Here is a 24,422-nt window from a genome sequence, read left to right as displayed (position 1 = left end):
GATTACCCGGAACAGCCCTACACCAACATCGGAAGTCGCACCCTAGCCCGTCCATGACCGCGCCGCTATTAATTAACCTATTCGGAACGGACGCTTGGTTGTGCCTCAACTCTTGCTGCGCAAGTGAGTCATCGAACGTTCCACTTATCAGGAGCGAGTACATGCATAGCCTCCGGGCAATGATAAAAAACGCCTACAAGCAACACACCAAACTTCTAGCGATGACTATAGTCACAATCATCGCACTCAAACTCATCACACTTGCCCCTCCACTGTTACTCGGAACCATCATTGACACCCTGCAAGACAACACAAATCCGGCATCCAGCACCCTGCTCGCACTGACGACAGGCCTGATTGTCGCGGGATGCATTCATGCCATCATCACTCCCCTGCAACTCCATGCGCTGTCCAAGCTGGTACAGAGCATTATCATGAACGCTTCCATTGAGTGGATCAGCGAACTCATAGGTAAAGAGTTTTCGTTGTTCAACTCCTGGAGAATCGGCCACTTCATCAAATCGGTCGAGCGCGGAATTACCGCGCACGAACAACTACTCACTTTCATTGTAACCATTGCGCTTCCCGTACTTTTGGAATTCATAGTTGTTGGGGCGGCTTTTATTTACATAGGGGGCGGTGAAATTTTTTTGAGCATGACGGTGTTCGGAATTATTTATCTGGCTGTTACCCATAAAATTATCAGATGGCGGAGAAAGCACATTGATGCAGTCAATGAACAGGAAGATGAGTTAAGTGCCCACCTCTACAACACCCTCAACGCGGGAAAAACCATAAAACTGGAAAGTGCCATACCCACTGCCCTGCACCCGTTGAACGCGGCGTTCGGACGTTATGCCGACGCTGCTGTGACTACGGCATCCTCTGGCGGCCTGCTGAGCACCGCCAAGATACTGTTCGTAAGCCTTTCCACAGGAGGATTGCTCTACTGGGGCGTCGTGGACCAGCTTTCGGGTCAGCCCAGTATCAGCGTCGGGCAGCTGGTTGCCATTTTTTCAATCGCGGGGAGTTACCTGCTCAGTATTTCAACCTTGACTGAAGGGTATCGTGTTCTTGATCAGTTCCTTGCAGACCAGCGTCAATTTCAGGATCTGCTATCACTGCCGGATTTCGATCGTAGCAATCGGCTGGAGTGGGTCGATTTCCAGCGCTCCTCAGTTCTGGAACTCGGCCCCTGCGAAGTAGCAGGAACGGGACCGCTTCGCCTGTCGATCAAGCGCTCCCTGGTATTTGTTCAAGGACAGTCAGTGGCCGTTACGGGCCCTAGCGGCGCAGGCAAAACCACTTTTCTGGAAGTGCTCGCCGGGCTTGATGCATCAAAGCGGGACCCACTGAGTATCGACTCGGTACCGGTCTCACTTTTGTCCGGTCAAGCTCACTTGGACGCCTTGAGATACTGCCCCCAACAACCGCAGTTTCTGGAAGGCTCTTTTGAACAATCGGTTCTGTTCGGAGGCAGCGCATCGCCGATTTTGTCTAGAGCCATACGGCAACTGGAACTGGATGAGATCGTGAAAACACGGCAGGTCAGCGAAAGTGCATCGAATATCTCCGGAGGCGAAGCCAAACGCCTATCGCTGCTGCGTCTGATCAACAAGCCGGGAAAATTCAATATGTTCGACGAGCCAAGCGCATCGATCGAACCCAGGCTGACCTCGCCTCTTTGGGACCTGTTATTTGACGTTTTTGCCGGGCAGGGGTTGATATGTGTCACCCATGACGTTGACCACCTGCATCGGTTTGACCGGGTCATTGTGATGCATGACGGGGCAATCGTGGAGGATGGCCCGTGGTGGGATCTGATCGATAGGCCAGCCATCAGGCTGTTGGTGGATGAGATTCGGATGCAAAACTAGCGAAAATATGAAGTGCCGGATCTACTACAGTCATCGCGAGCAGGCTCGCTCCCACAATGGACCTGTGGCGTTCCTTGATCCTGCGTCCACCGCCAATCCCCTGTGGGAGCTGAGCTTGCTCACGATAGCGGTGGGTCAGGCTGCATTGAAGTTGAATGTTGCGCCGTCATCGCGAGCAAGCTCGGCTCCCACACTGATCTCCAGTGTTCATGGCATCGGGTGCTCTGTGGGAGCGAGCTTGCTCGCGATGGCGGTCTGCCTGAGACGATGATGCTGGATGTACCGACGTCTTCGCGAGCAAACTCGCTCCCACCATGAATCCAAACCGATCACAAATCCGCACACCAGACAAAATCCCGTTAGTCGCCACCCCCCGCCATGCATTAAAGTAACGCCCCCAGCCCCGACGTTATCCAAACGCCTGGGGCCACCCTTTCCAGGAACAGTCACCGATGGAACATCGTGAAGCGCTGCTGGCGCTGCGAACCTTTCTTTCAACGCAGATTCTCGGCCAGGAAAAACTCATCGAGCGCCTGCTCATCGCCCTGCTCGCCGACGGCCACATGCTGGTTGAAGGCGCTCCGGGGCTGGCCAAGACCAAGGCCATCAAAGAGTTGGCCGAGGGCATCGAAGCGCAGTTCCATCGCATCCAGTTCACCCCCGATCTGCTGCCCGCCGATATCACCGGCACAGAAATCTACCGTCCGGAAACCGGCAGCTTCGTGTTCCAGCAGGGGCCGATCTTCCACAACCTGGTGCTGGCGGACGAAATCAATCGGGCGCCAGCCAAGGTCCAGTCGGCCTTGCTCGAAGCCATGGCCGAGCGCCAGGTCAGCGTCGGGCGCAGCACCTATGAGCTGTCGCCGCTGTTCCTGGTCATGGCCACGCAGAACCCGATCGAGCAGGAAGGCACCTACCCGCTGCCCGAAGCCCAGCTCGACCGGTTTCTGATGCACGTCAAGATCGGCTTTCCCGATGCTGCCGTGGAGCGCCGCATCCTGCAGCAGGCCCGGGGTGAAGCGCTGAACGGCGAGACCAAGCCCGAGCGCCGCGTGAGCCAGCAGGCGATCTTCGCCGCACGCAAGGAAATCCTCGGGTTGTACATGGCCGACGCCGTGGAGGAATACCTGGTGCAACTGATCATGGCCACCCGCAACCCGGCCAAGTTCGATCCGGAAATGGCCGAGTGGATCGCCTACGGCGCCAGCCCACGGGGTTCCATTGCCCTGGACCGCTGCGCCCGCGCCCATGCCTGGCTGGCAGGACGCGACTTTGTCAGCCCGGAAGATATCCAGGCCGTGCTGTTCGACGTGCTGCGCCATCGCATCATCCTGTCGTTCGAAGCCGAGGCCGCTGGCATCGACCAGGACCGGGTCGTGCAGCGGATTCTCGACGTCGTCGCTGTCGCTTGAGCATGCGTCATGAATAACCCACTGGCGCCCGCACCGGGCATCCGCGTCAGCCTTTCGGAGCTGATCGAGATGCGCCATCGCGTGCGCGAGGTGCAGTTGTTCTCGACACCGGGACAGCGCAGTCCGCTGATCGGCCTGCATCACTCCAAGCTGCGCGGACGCGGGGTCGATTTCGACCAGGTGCGGGTCTACCAGGCCGGCGACGATGTCCGCACCATTGACTGGCGCGTCACCGCCCGGACCCAGGAGCCCCACACCAAACTGTTCCACGAAGAACGCGAGCGGCCGATCTTCATCATGATCGAGCAAAGCCACCGGCTGTTCTTCGGCTCGGGGCTGATGTTCAAGTCGGTGCTCGCCGCCCAGGCCGCCAGCCTCATCGGCTGGGCCGCGCTGGGGCACAACGACCGGGTCGGCGGCCTGGTGTTCGGCAATAACACCCATTACGAGGTCAAGCCGCGACGCAGCAAACAGAGCCTGTTGCAATTGCTCAATCGGCTGGTGCGGGTCAATCAGTCACTGCACACCGAGGGCGAGCCGGATCGCGACTCGTTCGGCATCGCCCTGCGTCGGGCCCGGGAAGTGCTACGGCCCGGCAGCCTGGTGATCGTGATTTGCGACGAGCGTGCGTTGTCCGACAGCGCCGAACAGCAGCTGAGCCTGCTGTCGCGCCATTGCGACCTGTTGCTGCTGCCGCTGTCGGACCCGCTGGATCACGCCCTGCCCGCCGCCGGCCTGCTGCGCTTCACCCAACACGCTTCACAGTTGGAACTCGACACCTTGAACTTCGAACTGCGCCAGGCCTATCGCGCACAGGCCGAGGCACGCCAGGAGCGCTGGGAAATACTGGCGCAGAAGCTGCGGATCCTGATGATGCCCCTCAGCACCCAGGGCGACATGGTCGAGCAACTGCGCGAATACCTGAACCCCAAGCGGGCCGGGAAAAGTCGATGAGCAACCTGGATCAATTGCAGCCGCTGATAGCGCCGCCCCCTATCGGTTTCTGGCCCCCGGCGCCGGGCTGGTGGTTGCTGCTGGTTTTAATCCCCTTGCTGGGCCTGGGCCTGTGGCAGTTGCGCCGGTTCATTCCCGCCAAGCGCACCGGCACCCGTGCCGAACAACCCCTGGACCCGGTGCGCCTGGCCGCGCTGGCCGAACTCGCCCGGCTGCCCAAACCCTACGATGGGGCGCCGGCCGGGGCTTGGCTGCAGCAGCTCAACGGGCTGCTCAAGCGCCTGTGTCGCAACCATTACCCCTACAGCCAGAGCCACACCCTCAACGGGCGCAAATGGCTGGCTTTCCTGGATAACCGCTGCCCGGCAGCTGGCCTGACGCGCTGGATGGTATTGGTGGAAGGCGCCTACAAACCCGAATGCAAGCTCGATGACAAAGCCATCGCCGGCCTGACCCAGGCGGTCGAAATCTGGATTCGCAAACATGTTTGAGTTCGCCTGGCCGTGGGTATTCGCCCTGTTGCCGCTGCCTTGGCTGATGCGCCTGGCGCTGCCGGCGGCCGACAGCGGCGAGCCAGCGCTCAAGGTCAGCTTCCTTGAGGACCTGGAAGGCCTGGTGGGTCGGCGAGCCCGGGCCAATCTGCCGACCTGGCGGCAACAGGCACCCTTCATCCTGCTCTGGCTGCTGTTGCTGATCGCCGCTGCCCGACCGCAGTGGTTGGGCGAGCCATTGCCCATCGCCGCCAGCGGTCGCGACCTGATGGTGGCGGTGGATGTCTCGGGCTCCATGGACTTTCCCGACATGCAATGGAAAGACGAAGACGTCAGTCGCCTCACGCTGGTCCAGCATATGCTCGGGGATTTTCTTGAAGGGCGCGAAGGTGACCGGGTCGGCCTGATCCTGTTCGGCAGCCAGGCCTACTTGCAGGCACCGCTGACCTTCGACCGGCGCACGGTGCGCCATTGGCTCGATGAGGCACGCATTGGCATTGCCGGCAAGAATACCGCCATCGGCGACGCCATTGGCCTGGCCCTCAAGCGCCTGCGCCAACGGCCGGCCCATAGCCGCGTGTTGATCCTGGTCACCGACGGCGCCAACAACGGCGGCGAAATCGACCCGCTGACCGCCGCGCGGCTGGCCGCCGACGAAGGCGTGAAAATCTACCCGATCGGCATCGGTGCCGACCCGGAACAAAGCGGCACGGCGGGCTTTCTCGGCGTCAACCCGAGCCTGGACCTGGATGAAGCGACCCTCAAGGAAATCGCCCAAGCCACCGGCGGTCGCTATTTCCGTGCCCAGGACGGTGAGCAATTGCTGGCGATCAAGACCACCCTCGACCAGCTCGAACCGGTGACCCAGCAACCGACCCAGGCGCGCCCTGCCCTGGCGCTGTATCACTGGCCCCTGGCCGTTGCGCTGCTGTTGAGCATGCTGCTGGTGGCCCGGGCGCGCTGGCCGGACAACCCGCTGCAGCGTCTACTCAACCAAGCATTGTTCCAGCCGGCGCAACACACCGAATGGCGGCAGCGGCTCAAGCGCTTGCGCTTGCGGAGGCGTCGATGATCGCCCTCTGGCCGCACTGGCTGCGCCCCTGGTTCGTGCTGCTGCTACCGTTGCTGGGCTGGTTGCTCTGGCAACTGTGGCACCGGCAGAAACGTGTGGGTCGCTGGCAGATGATCCTGCCGCCGGCCTTCCACGCCATGCTGCTCAGTGGCGGCAGTGGCCGTGAAAGCCGGTTGCCGTGGATTGCCCTGGGTCTGGGTTGGCTGCTGGTCGTGCTGGCGTTGCTGGGGCCGAGCTGGGCGCGGGTCGAACAGATCAGCCAGAAACCCGCCGATCCGCTGGTGGTGGTGCTGGAACTGACCCCCGAGATGCTCGCCACCGACGTTGCGCCTACGCGCCTGGAACAAGCCCGACGCAAAGTCCTGGACCTGTTGCAGAACCGCAGCGATGCCCAGACCGCGATCATCGTTTATGCCGGCAGTGCCCACACGCTGGTGCCGTTGTCCGACGATCTGTCCACCAGCGTCAACCTGCTCGAAGCCCTCGCGCCGTCGATCATGCCCCAGGGCGGCCATCGCGCCGACCTGGCCATCCAAAAGGCCTTGGCCCTGTTGGACCAGGGAGAACTCGGACAGGGTCGGATCCTGCTGATCGGTTCGTCGTTGAACGAACAGGAACGCCAAGGCATCCACCAGGTCCTGGACGGTTCCGCCACGCAATGGCTGATGCTGGGCATCGGCACCCGCGAAGGCGCACCGGTGGCCCAGGAAGATGGCAGTTATCTCAAGGATGCCCAGGGCGCGATCCTGGTGCCACGCCTGGACAGCCCGGGCCTGAAGGCCTTCGCCAACGAACTGGACGGGCGCTACCGGCCGGCACGGTTGGACGACAGCGACCTGCGCGGCCTGGGCCTGCTGGGCGGCCCTCGCCATCTGCGCAGCGACGGCCAGACGTTGCGCCTGGACACCTGGGCCGACCAGGGCTATTGGCTGCTCCTGCCATTGTTGCTGCTGGCCGCCTGCGCCGGGCGTCGAGGCTGGCTGTTCTGCCTGCCGCTACTGTTCGTGCTGCCGCAGACCGGCCATGCTTTCGAGCTCCAGGACTTGTGGCTGCGCGCCGACCAACAGGGCCAGCACCTGCTCAAGCAAAAGCGTCCCGCCGAAGCCGCCGACCATTTCGAGGACCGCCAATGGCAAGGCGTCGCCCTGTACGAAGCAGGCCGATACAGCGAGGCCGCCCAGCGCTTCGCCGAAGGCAACGACGCCCGTGCGCACTACAATCGTGGCAATGCCCTGGCCCGCAGTGGAGAGTTGGAAGCGGCACTGGATGCCTATGAGCAAGCCTTGGAGCTGCAACCCGATTTGCGCCCTGCCCAGACCAACAAAGCTCTGGTGCAGAACCTGCTGAACGAACAAACACCACCGGCGCCAGAGCCCAACCCCGCCGAAAGCGAAGAGCCGGGCCAGGCCGAGCAAACGCCCGATAGCGCTTCGGCGCGCCAGTCTTCCGAACCGGGACAGCCAGCCGCCGAGGCAACCACGACGCCAGACGAATCCCAGCCGCCACGAACGGCGCAACCGCCCACCGCCCAGGATGTACCGGGCAGCGAGTTGCCGGACGAGCAGACCACCACCCCGCCGTTGCGTCCCGCCGCTGGCCAGCATAATGAAGAAGAACAACGCCAGGCCCTGGAACAATGGCTGCGCCAGATCCCCGATAATCCGGGCGAGCTGCTCAGGCGTAAATTCTGGTATGAACAGCAAAGCCATCAGGCCCAGGGAAAAAACCCATGACCCGCTTCACCGCGTACCTCCTCGCCTTGCTGCTCTGGGCCTCTGGGACCCAGGCCGCACAACTGACGGCCAGCGTGGACCGCAGCCGCCTGAACTCCGGGGAAACGGTGGAGCTGACCCTGGAATCCAACGACGCCACGTTGTTTGGCAAACCCGACCTCGGCCCGCTCCAGGCCCTGTTCGATGTGCGCGGCACCCGCCAGGTCAACCAGTTGACCACCCTCGACGGTGAGAACCGCGCCACCACCCGTTGGATCGTGACCCTGCTGCCGCGCCAAAGCGGCACCGTGATCATTCCCCCGTTGCAACTGGGCGAAGTGACCAGCCAGCCGATCACCCTGCAAGTGATCGAAAGCGAAACCCGCAACGCCTCGCAGCCCCTGGCAGCAGTGTTCATCGAGGCCAGCCTCGACCAGGCCGAAGTGTATGTTCAGGCCCAGGCGATTCTGACCCTGCGCATCTACCATTCGGTGTCGCTGTACGACGACAGCAGCCTCACGCCGCTGCACATCCCCGACGCCCGCACCGAGCAACTGGGCGAATCGCGCACCTATGAAAAAGTCATCAACGATGTGCGCCACGGCGTGATCGAACTGCGTTATGGCATCTACCCGCAACGCAGCGGCGAACTGACGATTCCGGCCCAGACCTTCAGCGCTACCCTGGTCGAGCCGGTGGCCCAGGACGCCGTACCTTCGGGTCCCAAGCCCGGCCAGTTGATGCGGGTAAACTCCACGCAACTGTTGCTGCGCGTCAAGCCCAAGCCTGCCAGTTATCCGGCCGACGTGCCCTGGCTGCCGGCACGCAGCCTGTCCTTGAGTGAAAGCTGGAGCCCGGAACCGACCCACAGCCAGGTCGGCGATTCGCTGACCCGCAGCCTGACCCTGGAAGCCGAAGGCCTGGCCAGCGCCCAGTTGCCACCGCTGCCGGCCACTGAGATCAATGGCCTGCGGCGCTATCCGGACCAGCCGGTACTCAGCAGCCGCAACAGTGAGCGCGGGCTGGTGGGCAGCCGCGAAGACCGCGAGGCCCTGGTGCCCAACCGCAGCGGGACCATCGAGCTGCCACCGGTGGAAGTGGTCTGGTGGAACACCTTGGAAGACCACCTGGACCGCACCAGTCTCCCGGCGCGGACCCTGCAAGTGGCGAACAATCCAAGCTTGATGGTGGACACGCCGGCCGGCACGACGCAGATCGTGACAACGGTCGACAGCGAGACCCTGTGGTACTGGCAACTGAGCACCTTCCTCCTCGCCTGCACCACGCTGCTGGGCTTCGGCTTGTGGTGGCGCGCCCGCTGGCAGCCAGCAATCCTGCGCTCGACCCAGACCGGACCGAGCCCGCGCACCCTGCTGGATGATCTCAAACGTACCTGCCTGGCCAACGACCCCCACGCCACCCGCCAGGCCCTGGATGCCTGGGCGCGCCAGCAACCGGAAACCCTGGCCGACATGGCGGCGCGTTTCGTACCGCTGTCCGACGCCCTGGACGGTCTCAACGGCGCGCTCTACAGCGAGACCGGCCAACACTGGCAAGGCGAAGACCTGTGGCGGGCAATTCGCACCATTCCGCCTATCGAAGGAGCGCCGGACGCTGGTGTTGAGGCGGGGTTACCGCCGCTTTATCCCAAGTAGCGACTGCCTCCTGTGGCGAGGGGATTTATCCCCGTTGGGGCGCGCAGCGGCCCTGAAGCCAAGCGCCGCGGTGTGCCTGGCGAAATGCATTCAGTTTTATGAGGGGCTGCTGCGCAGCCCAGCAGGGATAAATCCCCTCGCCACAGTTCAGTGGTCGATTCATCCGCTTGTACACGCAACAAAGTTGAACAAGTCCTCTCCCCCGTTTCCCAGTAAACTCTGCTTTTTTAGCCGCCCTCTTCACCTGCGGCCATCATCTGTTTCCTGGAGTTCACCTTGCGTCTGTTTCACACCTCCGACTGGCACCTGGGGCAAAACCTGCACGGCCAGGAACGCGATTTCGAACACGCCTGCTTCCTCGACTGGCTGCTGCGTCAGCTGACCCACGAAAAACCCGACGTGCTGCTGATCGCCGGCGACATCTTCGACACCGTCAACCCGCCGGTCAAAGCCCAGGAGCGGCTGTACGATTTCATCGTCAGCGCCCATGAGCAAAACGCCAACCTCACCCTCGTGATGATCGCCGGCAACCACGACTCCGGCTCGCGTATCGAATTGCCTGCGCCGCTGATGCGACGCCTGCGCACCCACGCCCTGGGCCGGGTGCTGTGGCTGGACGACGGCCAATTGGATGTCGAGCGCCTGTTGTTGCCATTGCCCGATGCCAAGGGCAAGGTCAAGGCGTGGTGCCTGGCCCTGCCGTTCCTGCGCCCTGCCGAAGTCACCGGCGCACAACTGGGCGACGACTACCTGCGAGGCATCGGCCAGGTGCATGAGTGGCTGATCGCCGCGGCCAACAGCAAGCGCAAGAAGGGCCAGGCGCTGATCGCCATCAGTCATGCGCACATGGCCGGCGGTTCGGTGTCCGAGGATTCCGAGCGCAGCCTGATCATCGGCAACGCCGAGGCCCTGCCCGCCAGCCTGTTCGGCCCGAGCATCAGCTACGTCGCCCTCGGCCACTTGCACAAGCCGCAGAAGGTCAACGGTGAAGAGCGTATCCGCTACAGCGGTTCGCCGATCCCGCTGTCATTTTCGGAGATCGGTTATCAGCATCAGATCCTCGACATCACCCTGGACGGCGAGGCCCTGGTCAAGGTCGAGCCGCGCCTGATCCCACGAGCCGTCAACCTGCAACGCCTGGGCCCGGCGCCGCTGGCCGATCTGCTGGGGCAACTCAAGGACCTGCCCGACATCGACCTGCTGGCCGATGTCCAGCGCCAACCCTGGCTGGAAGTGCGGGTGCGCCTCGATGAACCGCAGCCAGACCTGCGTCACCAGGTTGAAACCGCACTGCAAGGCAAGGCCGTACGCCTGGTGCGGATCGCCGCCGAGTACGCCGGCAACGGTGGCTCCGGCAGTGCCGATGACGGCAGCGCACTGGTGGAGCTGGATCAACTCAGCCCGCAGGAGTTGTTCAGCCGCGCCTGGCAGGACACCTACGGCAACGAAGTGGACGAACAGACCCTCAAGGACTTTGCCGTGCTGTTGCAAGACGTGCAGATGGAGAGCGAGCAACCATGAAGATCCTCGCGATCCGCCTCAAGAACCTGGCGTCCCTGGCCGGGCCGTTTGAAATCGATTTCACCGCCGAACCCTTGGCCAGCGCGGGCCTGTTCGCCATTACCGGCCCCACCGGCGCCGGCAAGAGCACGCTGCTCGACGCCTTGTGCCTGGCGCTGTTCGGCGCCGTGCCGCGCCTCAATAACACCGGACGCGACGCCAAGGTGCCGGACGTCGATGGCGAGATTGCCACGGGCGATCCGCGCACGTTGTTGCGCCGTGGCACCGGCGATGGCTATGCCGAAGTGGATTTTCGCGGCATCGACGGACGCCGCTATCGGGCCCGCTGGGAAGCCAATCGCGCCCGGGAAAAAGCCGGCGGCAAGTTGCAAGCCAGCCGCCAGAGCCTGCGGGACCTGGACAACGATCAACTGCTGGCGAGCCAGAAAGGCGAGTACAAGACCCAGCTCGAAGCGGCCCTGGGCCTGAACTTCGAACAGTTCACCCGTGCCGTGCTGCTGGCCCAGAGCGAGTTCAGCGCGTTCCTCAAGGCCGATGACAACGATCGCAGCGAACTGTTGGAAAAACTTACCGACACCGCGCTGTATACCCGCCTCGGTCGCCGAGCCTTCGACAAGGCCAAGCAAGCCAAGGACAGCCACCGGCAACTGCAAGACCAGGCCAACGGTGTCACGCCGCTGGCCCCCGAGGCCCGGGCCGAGCTGGACCAGCGTTTCAACGACGCCCAGCAACAACTCAAGGCCCAACAGGCGCAACTCAAGCAACTGGAGCAGCAACACACCTGGCTGCGCGACCTGGGCCTATTGCAGGATGAACACGCCAGCGCCGCCGAACAGTTGCAGCAGGCCCAGGCCGATTGGAACGCCCTGGCCGACGAACGCCTGAAACTGGTCCGCCTGGAACAACTGGCGCCCCAACGCCATCAGTTCATCCGTCAGGCCGAATTGAGCCGACAGCTCGATCCCTTGGCCGGGCAGATCCAGCAGCTCACCCAGCAACAGCTCGAACGCCATGAGCAACAGGCCGAACTGGAAAAAAGCCTGGGCGCCACGCAACTGGCGCTGGCTGCGGCCCGACAACACAGCAGCGACAGCGCGCCATTGCTGCGCCAGGCCTTTGAAGAGCAAAGCACCCTGGCCCGCCTCGCCAGGGATGCCAGCCAGGGCGCCGAGCGCCAACAACAGGCGCAACAGGCCTGCACCGAAGGCCAGCGCACCCTCGACACCTTGCTCGAACAGCAAAGGCAGGTGGCCGAGCGCTTGCAGCGCATCGCCGGCGCACTGGAACAAAGCACACACCTGGCCCCGCTGAGCGATGCCTGGAACGCCTATCGCGATCGCCTCCAACAACTGATGCTGATCGGCAATCGCCTGAACCAGGGCCAGGCCGAACTCGCCACGCTGGAACAAGGCGCCACCCGCGCCGCCGAAGCACTGGCCACCTGCCGGCAAGACCTCGAAGTGCTCTACAAGGAAGCCGACGCCGAGCCCGAGGCAGTGGCCGAACAGATCCAGTTGCTCGGCACCCTGCTGCAAGACAACCGCAAGCAATTGCGTGCTGTCGAAGACCTGACCCGACTGTGGGCCAGTCAGCAAGAGCTGGACAAACGTGGCGCCGAGCTTGAACAACGCCAGCAACGAGGGTTGCAGGAACGTGACCGGCTGGTGCGTGAAGGCGGCGAAGCCAAGGCCGAGCTGACCATTGCCGAACAGACCTTGACCGTTACCCGCGAGCTGTTGGAGCGCCAGCGCCTGGCCCGCAGTGAAAGTGTCGAGCAACTGCGCGCACAGTTGCACGATGAACAGCCCTGCCCCGTGTGCGGCAGCGTCGAGCATCCCTATCATCAGCCCGAAGCCCTGCTGGAAAACCTCGGGCGCTTTGATGAAACCGAAGAGGCCAACGCTCGCAAGGCCGTCGAGCTGCTCAATGAAAAAGTCATCGACCTGCGGGCGCAATACAGCGGGGTCATCGCCCAGCTCAAGGAGCTCAAACAGCAGCAGGAACAGCTCGCCAGCCAGCAACAGGGCCTGGCACCCAGCCTTGAAGCGCACCCGTTGTCAGCGCAACTGCTGGCCCAGGATGCAAACAAGCGCGACGCCTGGCTGACCCAGCACAATAGCCAACTGAACCTGCGCATCAGCCAGGATGAGCAACGGCAAACCGCCTTGCTGACCCTGCAGCAGGACGCGGTGCGCATGAGCCAGCGCCTGCGCGAGGCCGAAGCAGCCAGCCAACAGGCATCACAACACCTGGACCACCAGCAGCAAGCGCTGGCCCGCGACCGCCAGCGCCTGGACGAGGAGCTGAGCCACTTCAGCGCCCTGCTACCCGCTGAAACCCTGCAGGCCTTGCGCAGTGAGCCCGCCGCAACCTTCTTGCAGCTCGACCAGCAGATTGCCCAGCGCCTGGAGCAACTGGAACAGCAGCGCGACGAACTGGGCGAACAGCTCCAGCGCCAGCAGACCCTGGAGAAAGAGCAGGACCGCCAGCAGACCCGCCTCCAGCAACTGGAAGCGGCCCGTCTGCAATTCAGCACGCTGAGCGAGCAACAACAAGCCTGCCAGGAAAAACTCACGCAATTGCTCGGCGAGCACACCAGCGCCGAACAGTGGCAGCAACAACTCGACCAGCGCCTGGAACAGACGCGGGAGGCCGAGGCGACGGCCAATCAGCAGTTGCAGCAATTGCGCAACGACCTGGTGCAACTGGCCGCCGAGCTCAAGGCTCGGCAGGAACAGGCTCAATCCCTGGACCACGAACGCCAGACGCTGGCCGCCGGTATCGCGCAATGGCGCACCGCCCATCCGGAGCTGGACGATGCCGCCCTCGAGGCCCTGCTCGACCTGGACGACCACCACGTCAGCCAGTTGCGCCAACGCTTGCTCAACAGCGAAAAAGCCATCGAACAGGCCCGCGTCCTGCTCACCGAACGCGAGCAGCGCCTGCATAACCACCAGGCCCAGCACAACGGCAATCTGGCCCCCGAGCAACTCGCCCAAGCCCTCACCGAACTGCAAGGCCAATTCGCCGCGAGCGAACAGCACTGCGCCGAACTGCGCGCCGAACAGGCCGAGGATCAACGCCGGCAGAACGCCAACCAGGCCCTGGCCCAGCAGATCGATCAGGCTTACACCGAGTACCAGCGCTGGGCGCGCCTCGATGCCCTGATCGGCTCGGCCACCGGCGACCGCTTCCGCAAGCTGGCCCAGGCCTACAACCTCGACTTGCTGGTGCACCACGCCAATGCCCAACTGCGGCAACTGGTGCGCCGCTACCGGCTCAAGCGTGGCGGCAGCATGCTCGGGCTGCTGGTGATGGACACGGAAATGGGCGATGAACTGCGCTCGGTGCATTCGTTGTCCGGCGGCGAAACCTTCCTGGTCTCCCTCGCCTTGGCCTTGGGCCTGGCCTCGATGACGTCCAGCACGCTGAAAATTGAATCGCTGTTCATCGACGAAGGCTTCGGTAGCCTCGACCCCGAATCGCTGCAACTGGCGATGGACGCCCTCGACGGACTGCAGGCCCAGGGCCGCAAGGTCGCGGTGATCTCCCACGTGCAGGAAATGCACGAGCGGATCCCGGTGCAGATCCAGGTCCGGCGCCAGGGCAACGGACTGAGCACAGTGGAGGTGAAATGAGCCGCGCCACGCTCTATTCCTTTCGTCGCTGCCCGTATGCGATGCGGGCGCGCATGGCCCTGCGCTACAGCGCGATCGCACTGGACATTGTCGAAGTCAGCCTGAAGGCCAAGCCCGCCGAGATGCTCGCCCTCTCCAGCAAAGGCACGGTGCCGGTGCTGCAGGTCGCTGGCCGGGTGATCGATGAAAGCCTGGAGATCATGAACTGGGCCTTGGCCCAGCACGATCCGCAAGACTGGAGGCTACGGGACGCCCCCGAAGGCCAGGCGCTGGCGGCGGCGTTGATCGAGGAAAACGACCAGGTGTTCAAGCTGCACTTGAATCGCTACAAATACCCCGAACGCCATCCCGAGTACGCCAAGGAACATTACCGCAGCGAAGGTGAAGCCTTTCTGCGCAGACTTGAGGCCTTGCTTGAAACCCGGCCGTTTCTGGCGGCGCATCACCCGAGCCTGGCCGACGTGGCGGTGATGCCCTTCATACGACAGTTCGCCCACGTCGACCGCGACTGGTTTGCCCAGGCGCCCTACCCTCGGCTACAGGACTGGTTGCGTCGATTCCTGGAGTCCGAACTGTTCGTGGCGATCATGGCCAAGTAGCTGCTTGCATCCAGGCCTGTGGCGAGAGGATTTCTTGTGTGAGCAAGGCTTGCCCGCGATACAGGCGACTCGATTTCTGAAGGACCGCATTGCCTTCATCGCGGGCAAGCCTTACTCCCACAAAATATCAATACCGGGTCCAGTCCAATCAGTCGTTGAGCAAGCTCAACAATCGCTCACGAGCCACTTCCAACTCACCGGCATCCGGTTGAGCCGCCGAGACAATCGGGGTGGAATAAAGAAAAAGCAGCATTACTGCCAGACGCATCGCCATGGTGTCGATCCTTTTCTGCGAAGGAGTCAATTTGTCAGCGTCAAATTTAAACACATGGCCAAGTGATATTACAGCGGGATTTCTCTAGAAACGGCGAAGCCTGCGATCTTTTCTCTTGCACCTGAGGGTCAGTGAAGATGAAAAGATCGCAGGCTTCGGTCGTTGCGTGATATTTCAGTGTTGGGTCTTGTGGTCCAGCGCCGCATAGAAGTTGGCGCTTTGTTGCAGGTATTTCTCGGTGTAGCTCTGGGTGCGGTTTCTTTTGTCGCTGATCTCGATGCTGGCACTGGCAGGCAGCACCACGGTGGCAGAGATGGCGGAAGCGGCGATCACGGAGAAGAGATTCAGATTCATGGCGGTAGACCTCGGATTCAGTTGGCTGACTTGCCCGGTTGGGCCGTGAAGCAAACTTACGCGCCGAGGCGTCCTGCGTTGAAATGCTTTGCATCACTTGCGAATATCAGTCTCGTTGATACAACGGCGCAGGCCCCGAAAAACGGGGCCTGCGGTCTATTGACGGACCATGAACTTCAAGTCGCTCGGCGCATCCATTGGCATTTTCTGCACGGTTTTACCCAGCAGGCCGGTCTCAAGATCGCGCTCGATCACCACGATCTGGTTGCTCTTCTGGTTGGCAACCAGCAGGAATTTCCCGCTCGGGTCGAGGCTGAATTCCCGCGGATGATCGCCTTCCACCGAGCGGCGCTGCAGCTCTTTGAGCGTGCCGGCGGCCGGGTCGATGGCGAACACCAACACTTCGTTGGTGGTGCCACGGTTGCTGACGTAGAGGAACTTGCCATCCCTGGAAGCATGCAGCGCAGCCGCCGCCCTGCCCGGTTGCGGCTTGCCGGCGGCCAGGTCGACCACTTGACGCTGGGTCAAGCGACCGTCCTGATAATCGAACACCGCCACTTGCGCGCTCATTTCCATGGTCAGCCAGGCGTGCTTGCCGTCAGCGCTGAACAGCAGGTGACGCGGGCCGCTGCCGGGTGGCAACTGCACGAAGGCTGGATCGGCAGCGGTCAATGGCAGCTCTGGATTGGCCTTGGGGTCGTAGCGGTAGATGAACACCTTGTCCGCCCCCAGGTCGTTGGCGAACACGTACTTGCCATCGGGCGAGGACACTGCGGCGTGCACATGGGCCGACATCTGCCGCTCGGGGTTGACCTTACTCGGCTGATGACTGCTCAACTGCACCACCGGCGCCAGCTTGCCATCGGCGCCCACTGGCAAGACCGCCAGGGTGCCACCCGGGTCTTCCACCACCGAATAGTTGCTGACCAGCAGATGCCGGCCATCACCGCTGAGGCTGGAATGGGTCGGCTCGTTGCCAAGGGACTGCACCTGGTTGATCAGGCTCAGTTCATGGGTCTTGGGGTCAATAGCGTAGCTACTGACCTTGCCCACCGGGTCTTTCTGGCCCGGCCCGTTTTCGTTGACCACGAACAGTCGGGTCATGTCCTTGGAAAGGGTCAGCCACGACGGGTTGTCTGTCTTGATCACTTGCAACGGGTTGGCGTCGAGCTGGCCGGTGCGACTGTCGAATTGCAGCCGGTAGATGCCCTGGCTCTGGCCGGCGGTATAGGAACCCACCAACAGTTGATGACGCTCGTTGGTATCGGCCTGAACGCCCATGGCGCCCAAACCGCCAGCCACTAACAGCGGCCAGAACCTACGCATTTTCATCGTCGTTGTCCTCATCGTCGTGGCCGCTGGTGGCTTCCACGCACTCCAAATGGTGGTCACCCGAATCGCTGGTGATGATCCAGTGCCTGGAGGCCTTATCGAACGTCGCGGCCTGCATTTGCGCCGGTGTGAAACGCCAGTGCTCGAGGGTACGGCCGTTCATGCACTCGACGTGCAACTGGTCCTGCTCGTCGAGGGAAAAATCGAATGCATGCAGCCCGTCGATAATCAGCATGTCGCAAGATTCGAGGGCGTGCAGCAGGGTGTCGGTTACGGCAGTCATGATGATCAGTCGGTCGTTGGGAAAGTTGCCATGATAACCCAATGCGAGCGTGGGCCTTGGGCCATAAGGTTCGAAAGCGCTTTCGACTGGAAGATCGCCATCGCGAGCAAGCTCGCTCCCACAGTGGATCTCTTGTGAATACAAAACTTGTGTTCGCTGAAAATCCAACTGTGGGAGCGAGCAAGCTTGCGATGAGGCCGGCACAGTCACCTTGAATGTAACGGCCTCACCGCAATCCTCAGAGCGCCTCGCGCCCCGGCACCCCATCCACCAACCGCAGGATTCCCAGCGGGTTGGCATTCTTCAACGGCTCGGGCAACAGGCTGTCAGGATAGTTCTGGAAGCAAACCGGGCGCAGGAAACGATCGATCGCCAGGGTGCCCACCGACGTTCCACGGGCATCGGACGTCGCCGGGTAAGGCCCGCCGTGCACCATCGAATCACACACCTCCACCCCGGTCGGATAACCGTTGAGCAAGATGCGGCCAACCTTCTGCTCCAGCAACGGCGTCAGTTCGCTGAACCGTTCGAAATCTTCCGACTCGCCGATCATGGTTGCCGTCAGTTGACCGTGCAGGCCGTTCAGCGCGGCGCTCAGTTGCGCCTGGTCAGCGACTTCGACAAACACCGTGGTCGGGCCAAACACTTCTTCCTGCAGCGCCTCATCACCGTTGATCAGCAGGCTGGCGTCAGCCTTGAACAACTGTGGCTGGGCCTGGTTGCCCTGCTGCTCGCGCCCCGCCAGATGCTCGATGCCCGGGTGAGCCAGCAACTTCTGCAGGCCCTTGCCGTAGCTTTGCAGCGTGCCGGCGTTGAGCATGGTCTGGGGCGCCTGGTCGGCGATCAACGCCGCCACCTGCTGGGTGAAGGCGGTGAACTGCGGCGAACGAATACCGATCACCAGGCCAGGGTTGGTACAGAACTGACCGCAGCCCTGCACCACCGAGGCGGTCAGGTCGCGCGCGACGCTCTCGGCACGGGTTTCCAGGGCTTGGGGCAACACGATTACCGGGTTGATGCTCGACATTTCGGCAAACACCGGGATCGGCTGGGGCCGTGCGGCCGCCATGTCGCACAGGGCACGCCCGCCCTTGAGGGAACCGGTGAAACCCACGGCCTGGATCGCCGGATGCTTGACCAGCCATTCGCCAACGCCACCGCCGTAGATCATGTTGAACACACCCGCCGGCATCGCGGTTTTTTCAGCCGCGCGGATGATCGCATCGGCCACATGTTCAGCCGTCGCCATGTGGCCGCTGTGGGCCTTGAACACCACCGGGCAACCGGCCGCCAGGGCCGACGCCGTGTCGCCACCGGCAGTGGAGAACGCCAGGGGGAAGTTACTGGCACCGAACACCGCCACCGGGCCCAGGCCGATGCGGTATTGGCGCAGGTCCGGACGCGGCAACGGCGTGCGCTCCGGCAACGCGCGGTCGATGCGGGCACCGTAGAAGTCACCCCGGCGCAAGACCTTGGCGAACAGGCGCATCTGGCCGCTGGTGCGACCGCGCTCACCCTGGATTCGGCCGGCAGGCAACGCGGTTTCACGGCAGACCACGGCCACGAACTCGTCGCCCAAGGCGTCCAGCTCATCGGCGATGGCGTCGAGGAACTCAGCGCGGCGTGCGGCGCTCAGGCTGCGATAGGCCGGATAAGCGGCGGCCGCGGCCTTGGCCGCGGCGTCGACTTCTTCGGCTGTGGCCTGGATGAAATCATGGGGCAAGGCCTCGCCGGTGCTGGCGTCGACGCTCTGCAGGCGAGTCTGGCCGGCCGCGCTGCGCGCCCCGCCGATGTAGTTGTGGCCAAGGATCTGGTTCATCGCAAGTCTCCTTTAAAGTGTGCCGATAGTACCCGGGTTGAACACCGCGTCCACCGGGGCGATGCCGTTGACCAGCGGCGCGCCGAATTCAGCCTGGCTGATTTCGAACACATCCCCCGGCTGCGTGCGGATGCCATCGGCGAACGACAGGGTCGCGGTGCCGAAGAAGTGAACGTGGACATCCCCCGGGCGCAGGAACTGACTGTACTTGAAATGGTGGAACTCGAGGTTTTCGAGGCTGTGGCACATGTTCGCCTCGCCACTGAGGAATTCGTTCTGCCACAGCACTTCGCCGTTGCGCAGGATTCGACTGGTCCCGGACAGATGTTGAGGCAGTTCACCCACGCGAAGTTCCGGACCAAAACTGCAACTGCGCAATTTCGAATGGGCCAGGTACAGGTAATTCTTGCGTTCCATTACGTGATCGGAGAACTCGTTGCCCACGGCAAAGCCCAGGCGATACGGCTTGCCGTCGAAACCGATGACATACAGGCCGCTGATTTCCGGCTCCTCGCCCGCGTCCTCGGCAAACGGCGGCAGCGGGAACGGATGGCCCGGACGGACCACGATGCTGCCGTCGCCCTTGTAGAACCATTCCGGCTGCACGCCGGCCTGCCCGGCCTGGGGCTTACCGCCCTCCACGCCCCACTTGAAGATGCGCATGGTGTCGGTCATGGCCGCTTCGTCGCCAGCCTGCTGGTGCATCTTGTCCCGGGCCGAGGCGCTGCCCAGGTGGGTCAAACCGGTGCCGCTGACCAACAGGTGCGCCGGGTCCGGGTGGTCCAGTGGTGGCAGGATGCGCAGCTCATCGAGTAACTGCCCATAATCATGGCTGGCGCCCAGGCCGAGGCCGTCGACCTGCTGCTCAAGCTTGACCCCCGCCTCGATGGCGGCCAGTGCCAGCTCACGCACGGTCCCCGCACCCTGCACTTCCCGCACCCGGTCGCCGTCTACCAAGCCGACTCGGCGTTCGCCGTTACTCAATTCGAACTGAACTAAACGCATGGTTTTCTCCTGAAAACAAAACTTGAATACGACACTAACCCTTTGTGGGAGCGAGCTTGCTCGCGATGAAGGCGCCACACTCACCCATGATGTTGACGGTCAGACCGCTATCGCGAGCAAGCTCGCTCCCACAGTTGATTTGGGTTGCCCCTAGGATTTATGTACGCGTCGCCCCCCGGGCACTGGCCGCGAACTGATCCGCCGGCAGCACGTGCTTGCGCTCCAGCAGGCGATAGACCACGCCGGTCAACACCAGGCCGAACACCATCACACACGACAGGAAATACAAGCCCGAAGCCAGGTTGCCGGTGTACTCCTTCAGCGCTCCGATCACGAACGGCCCGATGTAGCCACCCAGGTTGCCCACCGAGTTGATCAACGCAATGCCCGCCGCCGCACTGGCGCCGGCAAAGAAACGTCCCGGCAAGGTCCAGAACACCGCCGTGCAGGAAAACAGCGCGAACGCCACCAGGCACAGCGCCGCCAATTGCAACACCGGCACCGACAACCAGGCGCTGAGGAACAGGCCGATGGCGCCCAGCACGTACAACACCGCCAGGTGACCGTAGCGGTCGTTCAAGCGGTCGGAACTGCGGGGAATGATCAGCAGACCGATGATGCCGAAAATGTACGGCACCGACGACACGAAGCCGGTCACCAAGTCACTGCCACCGAACTGCTTGATCAGCGTTGGCAGCCACAAGCCCAGGCCGTAGATGCTCAAGGTCACCGGTAGGTAGAACAGCGCCAACAGCAAGACACGCTTGTCTTTCAGGGCATGCAGCGGGTTGCCATGGCGGGTCTGGCCGTATTCCTGCAAGTCTTTCTTCAGCTCACCGGTCAGCCAGTCCTTCTCGGCCTGGTCCATCCACTTAACTTGTTGCGGGCCGTCGGGCAAGTAACGCAGCACCGGCCAGGTCAGCAACACCGCCGGAAAGCCGATGACGATGAACAACCACTGCCAGCCGTGCAGGCCAAGCACACCGTCCATGCCCAGCAAGCCGCCGGACACCGGGCCGGTGATCATCATCGCGATGGGCTGGGAAAGAATGAACAGGCCCAGGATCTTGCCGCGATGGCGCACCGGGAACCACTGGGTGATGTAGTACAGCACGCCCGGGAAGAACCCGGCTTCGGCCGCGCCCAGCAAAAAGCGCATCACATAGAAGCTGTGGGGCCCCTGCACGAACGCCATGCCGATGGTGATGGCGCCCCAGGTGATCATGATCCGCGCGAACCAGCGCCGGGCGCCGAAGCGTTCGAGCATCAGGTTGCTGGGGATCTCCAGCAGGAAATAACCGATGAAAAACAGCCCGGCACCCAGGCCGTAGGCCGCGTCACCGATGCCGAGGTCGGCGCCCATGTGCAGCTTGGCGAAACCTACGGCGGAGCGGTCCACGTAGGCGATCAGGTACAGCAGGATCAGGAAGGGAATCAGTTTCAACGTGATGCGACGAATAAGCCGCAGTTCCTGGCTCATGGGGACCGTTCTCCAATTGTTGTTGTTATAGAACTCGGGGGATTTCTCTCGCGAACGACCGCCAGGATGATCCCTCCGTTGCACCGGACTATATAGTAATACTATTTACCCAACAACACTTCCAAAGCGCACAATTTGCGCTTATGTTACGCTCAAGCTCGAACAATATAGTCATACAATAAGAGATTCGATCATGTCTGATAAGAAACCCTCCCTGCGCTCGGCCCAATGGTTTGGCACCGCCGACAAAAACGGCTTCATGTACCGCAGTTGGATGAAAAATCAGGGCATCGCCGACCATCAGTTCCATGGCAAGCCGATCATCGGCATCTGCAACACCTGGTCGGAGCTGACGCCCTGCAACGCGCATTTCCGACAGATCGCCGAGCACGTCAAACGCGGCGTGATCGAAGCCGGGGGCTTCCCGGTGGAATTCCCGGTGTTCTCCAACGGCGAATCGAACCTGCGCCCCACCGCCATGCTGACCCGCAACTTGGCGAGCATGGACGTGGAAGAGGCGATTCGCGGCAACCCGATTGACGGCGTGGTGCTGCTCACCGGCTGCGACAAGACCACCCCCGCCCTGCTGATGGGCGCCGCCAGTTGTGACGTACCGGCCATCGTCGTTACCGGCGGGCCGATGCTCAACGGCAAGCACAAAGGCCAGGACATCGGCTCGGGCACGGTGGTCTGGCAACTGAGCGAACAGGTCAAGGCCGGCACCATCACCATCGACGATTTCCTTGCGGCCGAAGGCGGCATGTCCCGTTCGGCCGGTACGTGCAACACCATGGGCACTGCATCGACCATGGCCTGCATGGCCGAAGCCCTCGGTACGTCCCTGCCCCACAACGCGGCGATTCCGGCCGTGGATGCACGACGGTATGTACTGGCCCATATGTCCGGCATGCGCGCCGTGGAAATGGTCCGTGAAGACCTGAAACTGTCGAAGATCCTGACCAAGGAAGCCTTCGAAAACGCCATCCGCGTCAATGCGGCTATCGGCGGTTCGACCAACGCGGTGATCCACCTCAAGGCCATTGCCGGCCGCATCGGCGTGCAACTGGACCTGGACGACTGGACCCGCATCGGTCGCGGCATGCCGACCATCGTCGACCTGCAGCCGTCCGGGCGCTTCTTGATGGAAGAGTTCTACTACGCCGGCGGCCTGCCCGCCGTGCTGCGTCGGCTCGGTGAAGCCAACCTGATTCCCCACCCCAATGCCCTTACCGTCAACGGCAAGAGCCTCGGCGAAAACACCCAGGACGCACCGATCTACGGCCAGGATGAAGTCATCCGCACCCTGGACAATCCGATCCGCGCCGACGGCGGTATCTGCGTGCTGCGCGGCAACCTGGCCCCACTGGGCGCGGTGCTCAAGCCCTCCGCCGCCACCGCCGAACTGATGCAGCATCGCGGGCGCGCGGTGGTGTTCGAGAACTTCGACGAGTACAAGGCCCGGATCAACGACCCGGAACTGGACGTGGACGCCAACTCGATCCTGGTGATGAAGAACTGCGGACCGAAGGGTTATCCGGGCATGGCCGAAGTGGGCAACATGGGCTTGCCAGCCAAGCTGCTGGCCCAGGGCGTGACGGACATGGTGCGGATTTCCGATGCGCGCATGAGCGGTACGGCCTACGGCACGGTGGTGTTGCATGTGGCGCCGGAAGCGGCGGCCGGTGGCCCGCTGGCGGCAGTGAAGGAAGGCGATTTCATCGAGCTCGACTGCGCCAACGGCCGCCTGCACCTGGACATTCCCGACGCCGAACTCGCCGCGCGCCTGGCCGACCTCGCGCCACCGCAACAATTGCTCGTGGGCGGCTACCGTCAGTTGTACATCGACCATGTGCTGCAAGCGGACCAGGGTTGTGACTTCGACTTCCTGGTGGGCTGCCGTGGCGCCGAGGTGCCGCGTCACTCCCACTGATCCCACCTATCCCCTGTGGGACCAAGCTTTTGTGGGAGCTGAGCTTGCTCGCGATAGCGGTGTAACAGGCAATAGAGATATTGACTGCAAGGGCCTCATCGCGAGCAAGCTCAGCTCCCACAAAAAGCTCCCACACACTGGGGCTGTATCTGTATAAAAAATCGCACTAGCGACCCGCCCTCGCCGCGCCTGCTATCATGCGCAGCACTCCCCTCGTACAGGATCGCGCCGCGTCCCATGGATTACCGCAAACCCTCCGACCGCAAAAGCATGCACGCGCGCATCGTCCAGGAACTGGGCATGCAGATCGTCTCCGGGCGTTTCAAGCCGGACGACAAACTGCCTGCCGAAGCCCTGTTGTGCGAAGAGTACGCGGTCAGTCGTCCGGTGCTGCGCGAAGCCACGCGGGTGCTGGTCGCCAAGGGCCTGGTGTATTCGCGTCCGCGCGTGGGCACGGTGGTCAAGGCCCGTCGGGAATGGCACATGCTCGACCCTGACGTGCTGCACTGGCTGATGCAGAGCAGCCCGCAGAACGAATTCTTCGGCTTGTTGACCAGCGTGCGCAGCATCATCGAACCCGCCGCGGCTGCCCTGGCCGCGCAGTTCGCCACCGACGACGACATCGCGTCCATCCGCGAGGCCTACCAGCGCATGGACGCGGCCCCGACCCCCGAAGCCCTGCTGCAACCGGACCTGGACTTCCACAGCCGCATCGCCGATGCCACCCACAACGACCTGTTGGCCAACCTGTGCAACATGCTCTCGGTCGCCATCGCCGAAGCGCTCAAGCATTCCAACCAGCGGCCGAACCTGCATGAGCTGGCGATGCCGCGACACAAAGCGATCCTCACCGCCATCGAGAACCGCGACGCCCTCGGGGCTCGCCATGCCACGCTGGTGCAGCTCGACGATGCCCGCAGCGCGTTGAATGTGGTGTTGGGCTCCGATCCCACCTGACACAAACGTCATTCGCCGCGGTGGTATCTATGTACCACCCGCGCGCAAACCAGAGGT

At 62.7% G+C, this 24,422-nt stretch carries 19 protein-coding genes; 12 read left to right on the top strand and 7 right to left on the bottom strand.

Annotated features, from left to right (window positions below; all coding sequences use genetic code 11):
* The first annotated feature begins 161 nt into the window (after positions 1-161).
* The 10 genes from KI237_RS13085 (at position 162) to KI237_RS13040 (ending at position 14,931) form a co-directional block, all read left to right on the top strand.
* Positions 162-1,877: an ATP-binding cassette domain-containing protein gene (locus KI237_RS13085; RefSeq protein WP_212800164.1), complete on the top strand. Its 1,716-nt coding sequence runs from the start codon at positions 162-164 to the stop codon at positions 1,875-1,877.
* Positions 1,878-2,329: 452 nt separating this feature from the next.
* Entirely contained in the window at positions 2,330-3,289 is a 960-nt protein-coding gene (locus tag KI237_RS13080; protein ID WP_030142594.1) for an AAA family ATPase, read from the top strand.
* A 9-nt stretch (positions 3,290-3,298) separates the two neighbouring features.
* Complete coding sequence (locus KI237_RS13075; RefSeq protein WP_212800163.1) at positions 3,299-4,243, top strand: DUF58 domain-containing protein; 945 nt, start codon at positions 3,299-3,301, stop codon at positions 4,241-4,243.
* On the top strand, positions 4,240-4,734 hold the full coding sequence (locus KI237_RS13070) for a DUF4381 domain-containing protein (protein ID WP_212800162.1): 495 nt from the start codon (positions 4,240-4,242) through the stop codon (positions 4,732-4,734). The genes KI237_RS13075 and KI237_RS13070 overlap by 4 nt, the downstream gene beginning before the upstream one ends.
* Complete coding sequence (locus KI237_RS13065; RefSeq protein ID WP_212800161.1) at positions 4,727-5,806, top strand: vWA domain-containing protein; 1,080 nt, start codon at positions 4,727-4,729, stop codon at positions 5,804-5,806. The genes KI237_RS13070 and KI237_RS13065 overlap by 8 nt, the downstream gene beginning before the upstream one ends.
* Positions 5,803-7,539: a vWA domain-containing protein gene (locus KI237_RS13060; RefSeq protein ID WP_212800160.1), complete on the top strand. Its 1,737-nt coding sequence runs from the start codon at positions 5,803-5,805 to the stop codon at positions 7,537-7,539. Before KI237_RS13065 ends, KI237_RS13060 begins: the two co-directional genes overlap by 4 nt.
* Positions 7,536-9,173, top strand: coding sequence for a BatD family protein (locus KI237_RS13055; protein ID WP_212800159.1), 1,638 nt, complete (start codon positions 7,536-7,538; stop codon positions 9,171-9,173). The genes KI237_RS13060 and KI237_RS13055 overlap by 4 nt, the downstream gene beginning before the upstream one ends.
* A 276-nt stretch (positions 9,174-9,449) precedes the next feature.
* Positions 9,450-10,694 carry an exonuclease SbcCD subunit D C-terminal domain-containing protein gene (locus KI237_RS13050; RefSeq protein WP_212800158.1) on the top strand — a complete coding sequence of 415 codons (1,245 nt, stop codon included), beginning with the start codon at positions 9,450-9,452 and terminating at the stop codon, positions 10,692-10,694.
* Positions 10,691-14,332, top strand: coding sequence for an SbcC/MukB-like Walker B domain-containing protein (locus KI237_RS13045; protein WP_212800157.1), 3,642 nt, complete (start codon positions 10,691-10,693; stop codon positions 14,330-14,332). Before KI237_RS13050 ends, KI237_RS13045 begins: the two co-directional genes overlap by 4 nt.
* Entirely contained in the window at positions 14,329-14,931 is a 603-nt protein-coding gene (locus KI237_RS13040; RefSeq protein ID WP_212800156.1) for a glutathione S-transferase, read from the top strand. The genes KI237_RS13045 and KI237_RS13040 overlap by 4 nt, the downstream gene beginning before the upstream one ends.
* Before the next feature lie 148 nt (positions 14,932-15,079).
* Here the strand turns inward: KI237_RS13040 and KI237_RS30725 are convergent, their stop codons facing one another.
* The 7 genes from KI237_RS30725 to KI237_RS13010 form a co-directional block, all read right to left on the bottom strand.
* Positions 15,080-15,205, bottom strand: coding sequence for a hypothetical protein (locus KI237_RS30725; RefSeq protein ID WP_283246308.1), 126 nt, complete (start codon positions 15,203-15,205; stop codon positions 15,080-15,082).
* 174 nt (positions 15,206-15,379) lie between these two features.
* On the bottom strand, positions 15,380-15,559 hold the full coding sequence (locus KI237_RS13035; RefSeq protein WP_212800155.1) for a hypothetical protein: 180 nt from the start codon (positions 15,557-15,559) through the stop codon (positions 15,380-15,382).
* 156 nt (positions 15,560-15,715) lie between these two features.
* On the bottom strand, positions 15,716-16,891 hold the full coding sequence (locus tag KI237_RS13030) for a lactonase family protein (RefSeq protein ID WP_212800154.1): 1,176 nt from the start codon (positions 16,889-16,891) through the stop codon (positions 15,716-15,718).
* On the bottom strand, positions 16,878-17,174 hold the full coding sequence (locus KI237_RS13025) for a DUF5629 family protein (RefSeq protein WP_212800153.1): 297 nt from the start codon (positions 17,172-17,174) through the stop codon (positions 16,878-16,880). Before KI237_RS13025 ends, KI237_RS13030 begins: the two co-directional genes overlap by 14 nt.
* Positions 17,175-17,412: 238 nt before the next feature.
* The gene (locus tag KI237_RS13020) at positions 17,413-18,993 is read right to left on the bottom strand and encodes an aldehyde dehydrogenase (NADP(+)) (protein ID WP_212800152.1); all 1,581 of its coding nucleotides are present in this window, start codon (positions 18,991-18,993) and stop codon (positions 17,413-17,415) included.
* Between the two features lie 12 nt (positions 18,994-19,005).
* On the bottom strand, positions 19,006-19,998 hold the full coding sequence (araD1, locus tag KI237_RS13015) for an AraD1 family protein (protein ID WP_212800151.1): 993 nt from the start codon (positions 19,996-19,998) through the stop codon (positions 19,006-19,008).
* 157 nt (positions 19,999-20,155) lie between these two features.
* The gene (locus KI237_RS13010; RefSeq protein ID WP_212800150.1) at positions 20,156-21,478 is read right to left on the bottom strand and encodes an MFS transporter; all 1,323 of its coding nucleotides are present in this window, start codon (positions 21,476-21,478) and stop codon (positions 20,156-20,158) included.
* A gap of 193 nt (positions 21,479-21,671) precedes the next feature.
* Here KI237_RS13010 and KI237_RS13005 point away from each other — a divergent pair, with 193 nt between their 5' ends.
* Both KI237_RS13005 and KI237_RS13000 read left to right on the top strand, forming a co-directional pair.
* Positions 21,672-23,408, top strand: a complete 1,737-nt coding sequence (locus KI237_RS13005) for an IlvD/Edd family dehydratase (RefSeq protein ID WP_212800149.1) — start codon at positions 21,672-21,674, stop codon at positions 23,406-23,408.
* A 237-nt stretch (positions 23,409-23,645) separates the two neighbouring features.
* The gene (locus tag KI237_RS13000; RefSeq protein WP_212800148.1) at positions 23,646-24,365 is read left to right on the top strand and encodes a FadR/GntR family transcriptional regulator; all 720 of its coding nucleotides are present in this window, start codon (positions 23,646-23,648) and stop codon (positions 24,363-24,365) included.
* Positions 24,366-24,422: the final 57 nt, after the last annotated feature.

Source organism: Pseudomonas sp. St316 (assembly GCF_018325905.1).
GTDB lineage: Bacteria > Pseudomonadota > Gammaproteobacteria > Pseudomonadales > Pseudomonadaceae > Aquipseudomonas.
This window is presented reverse-complemented; position numbering and strand designations above follow the sequence as displayed.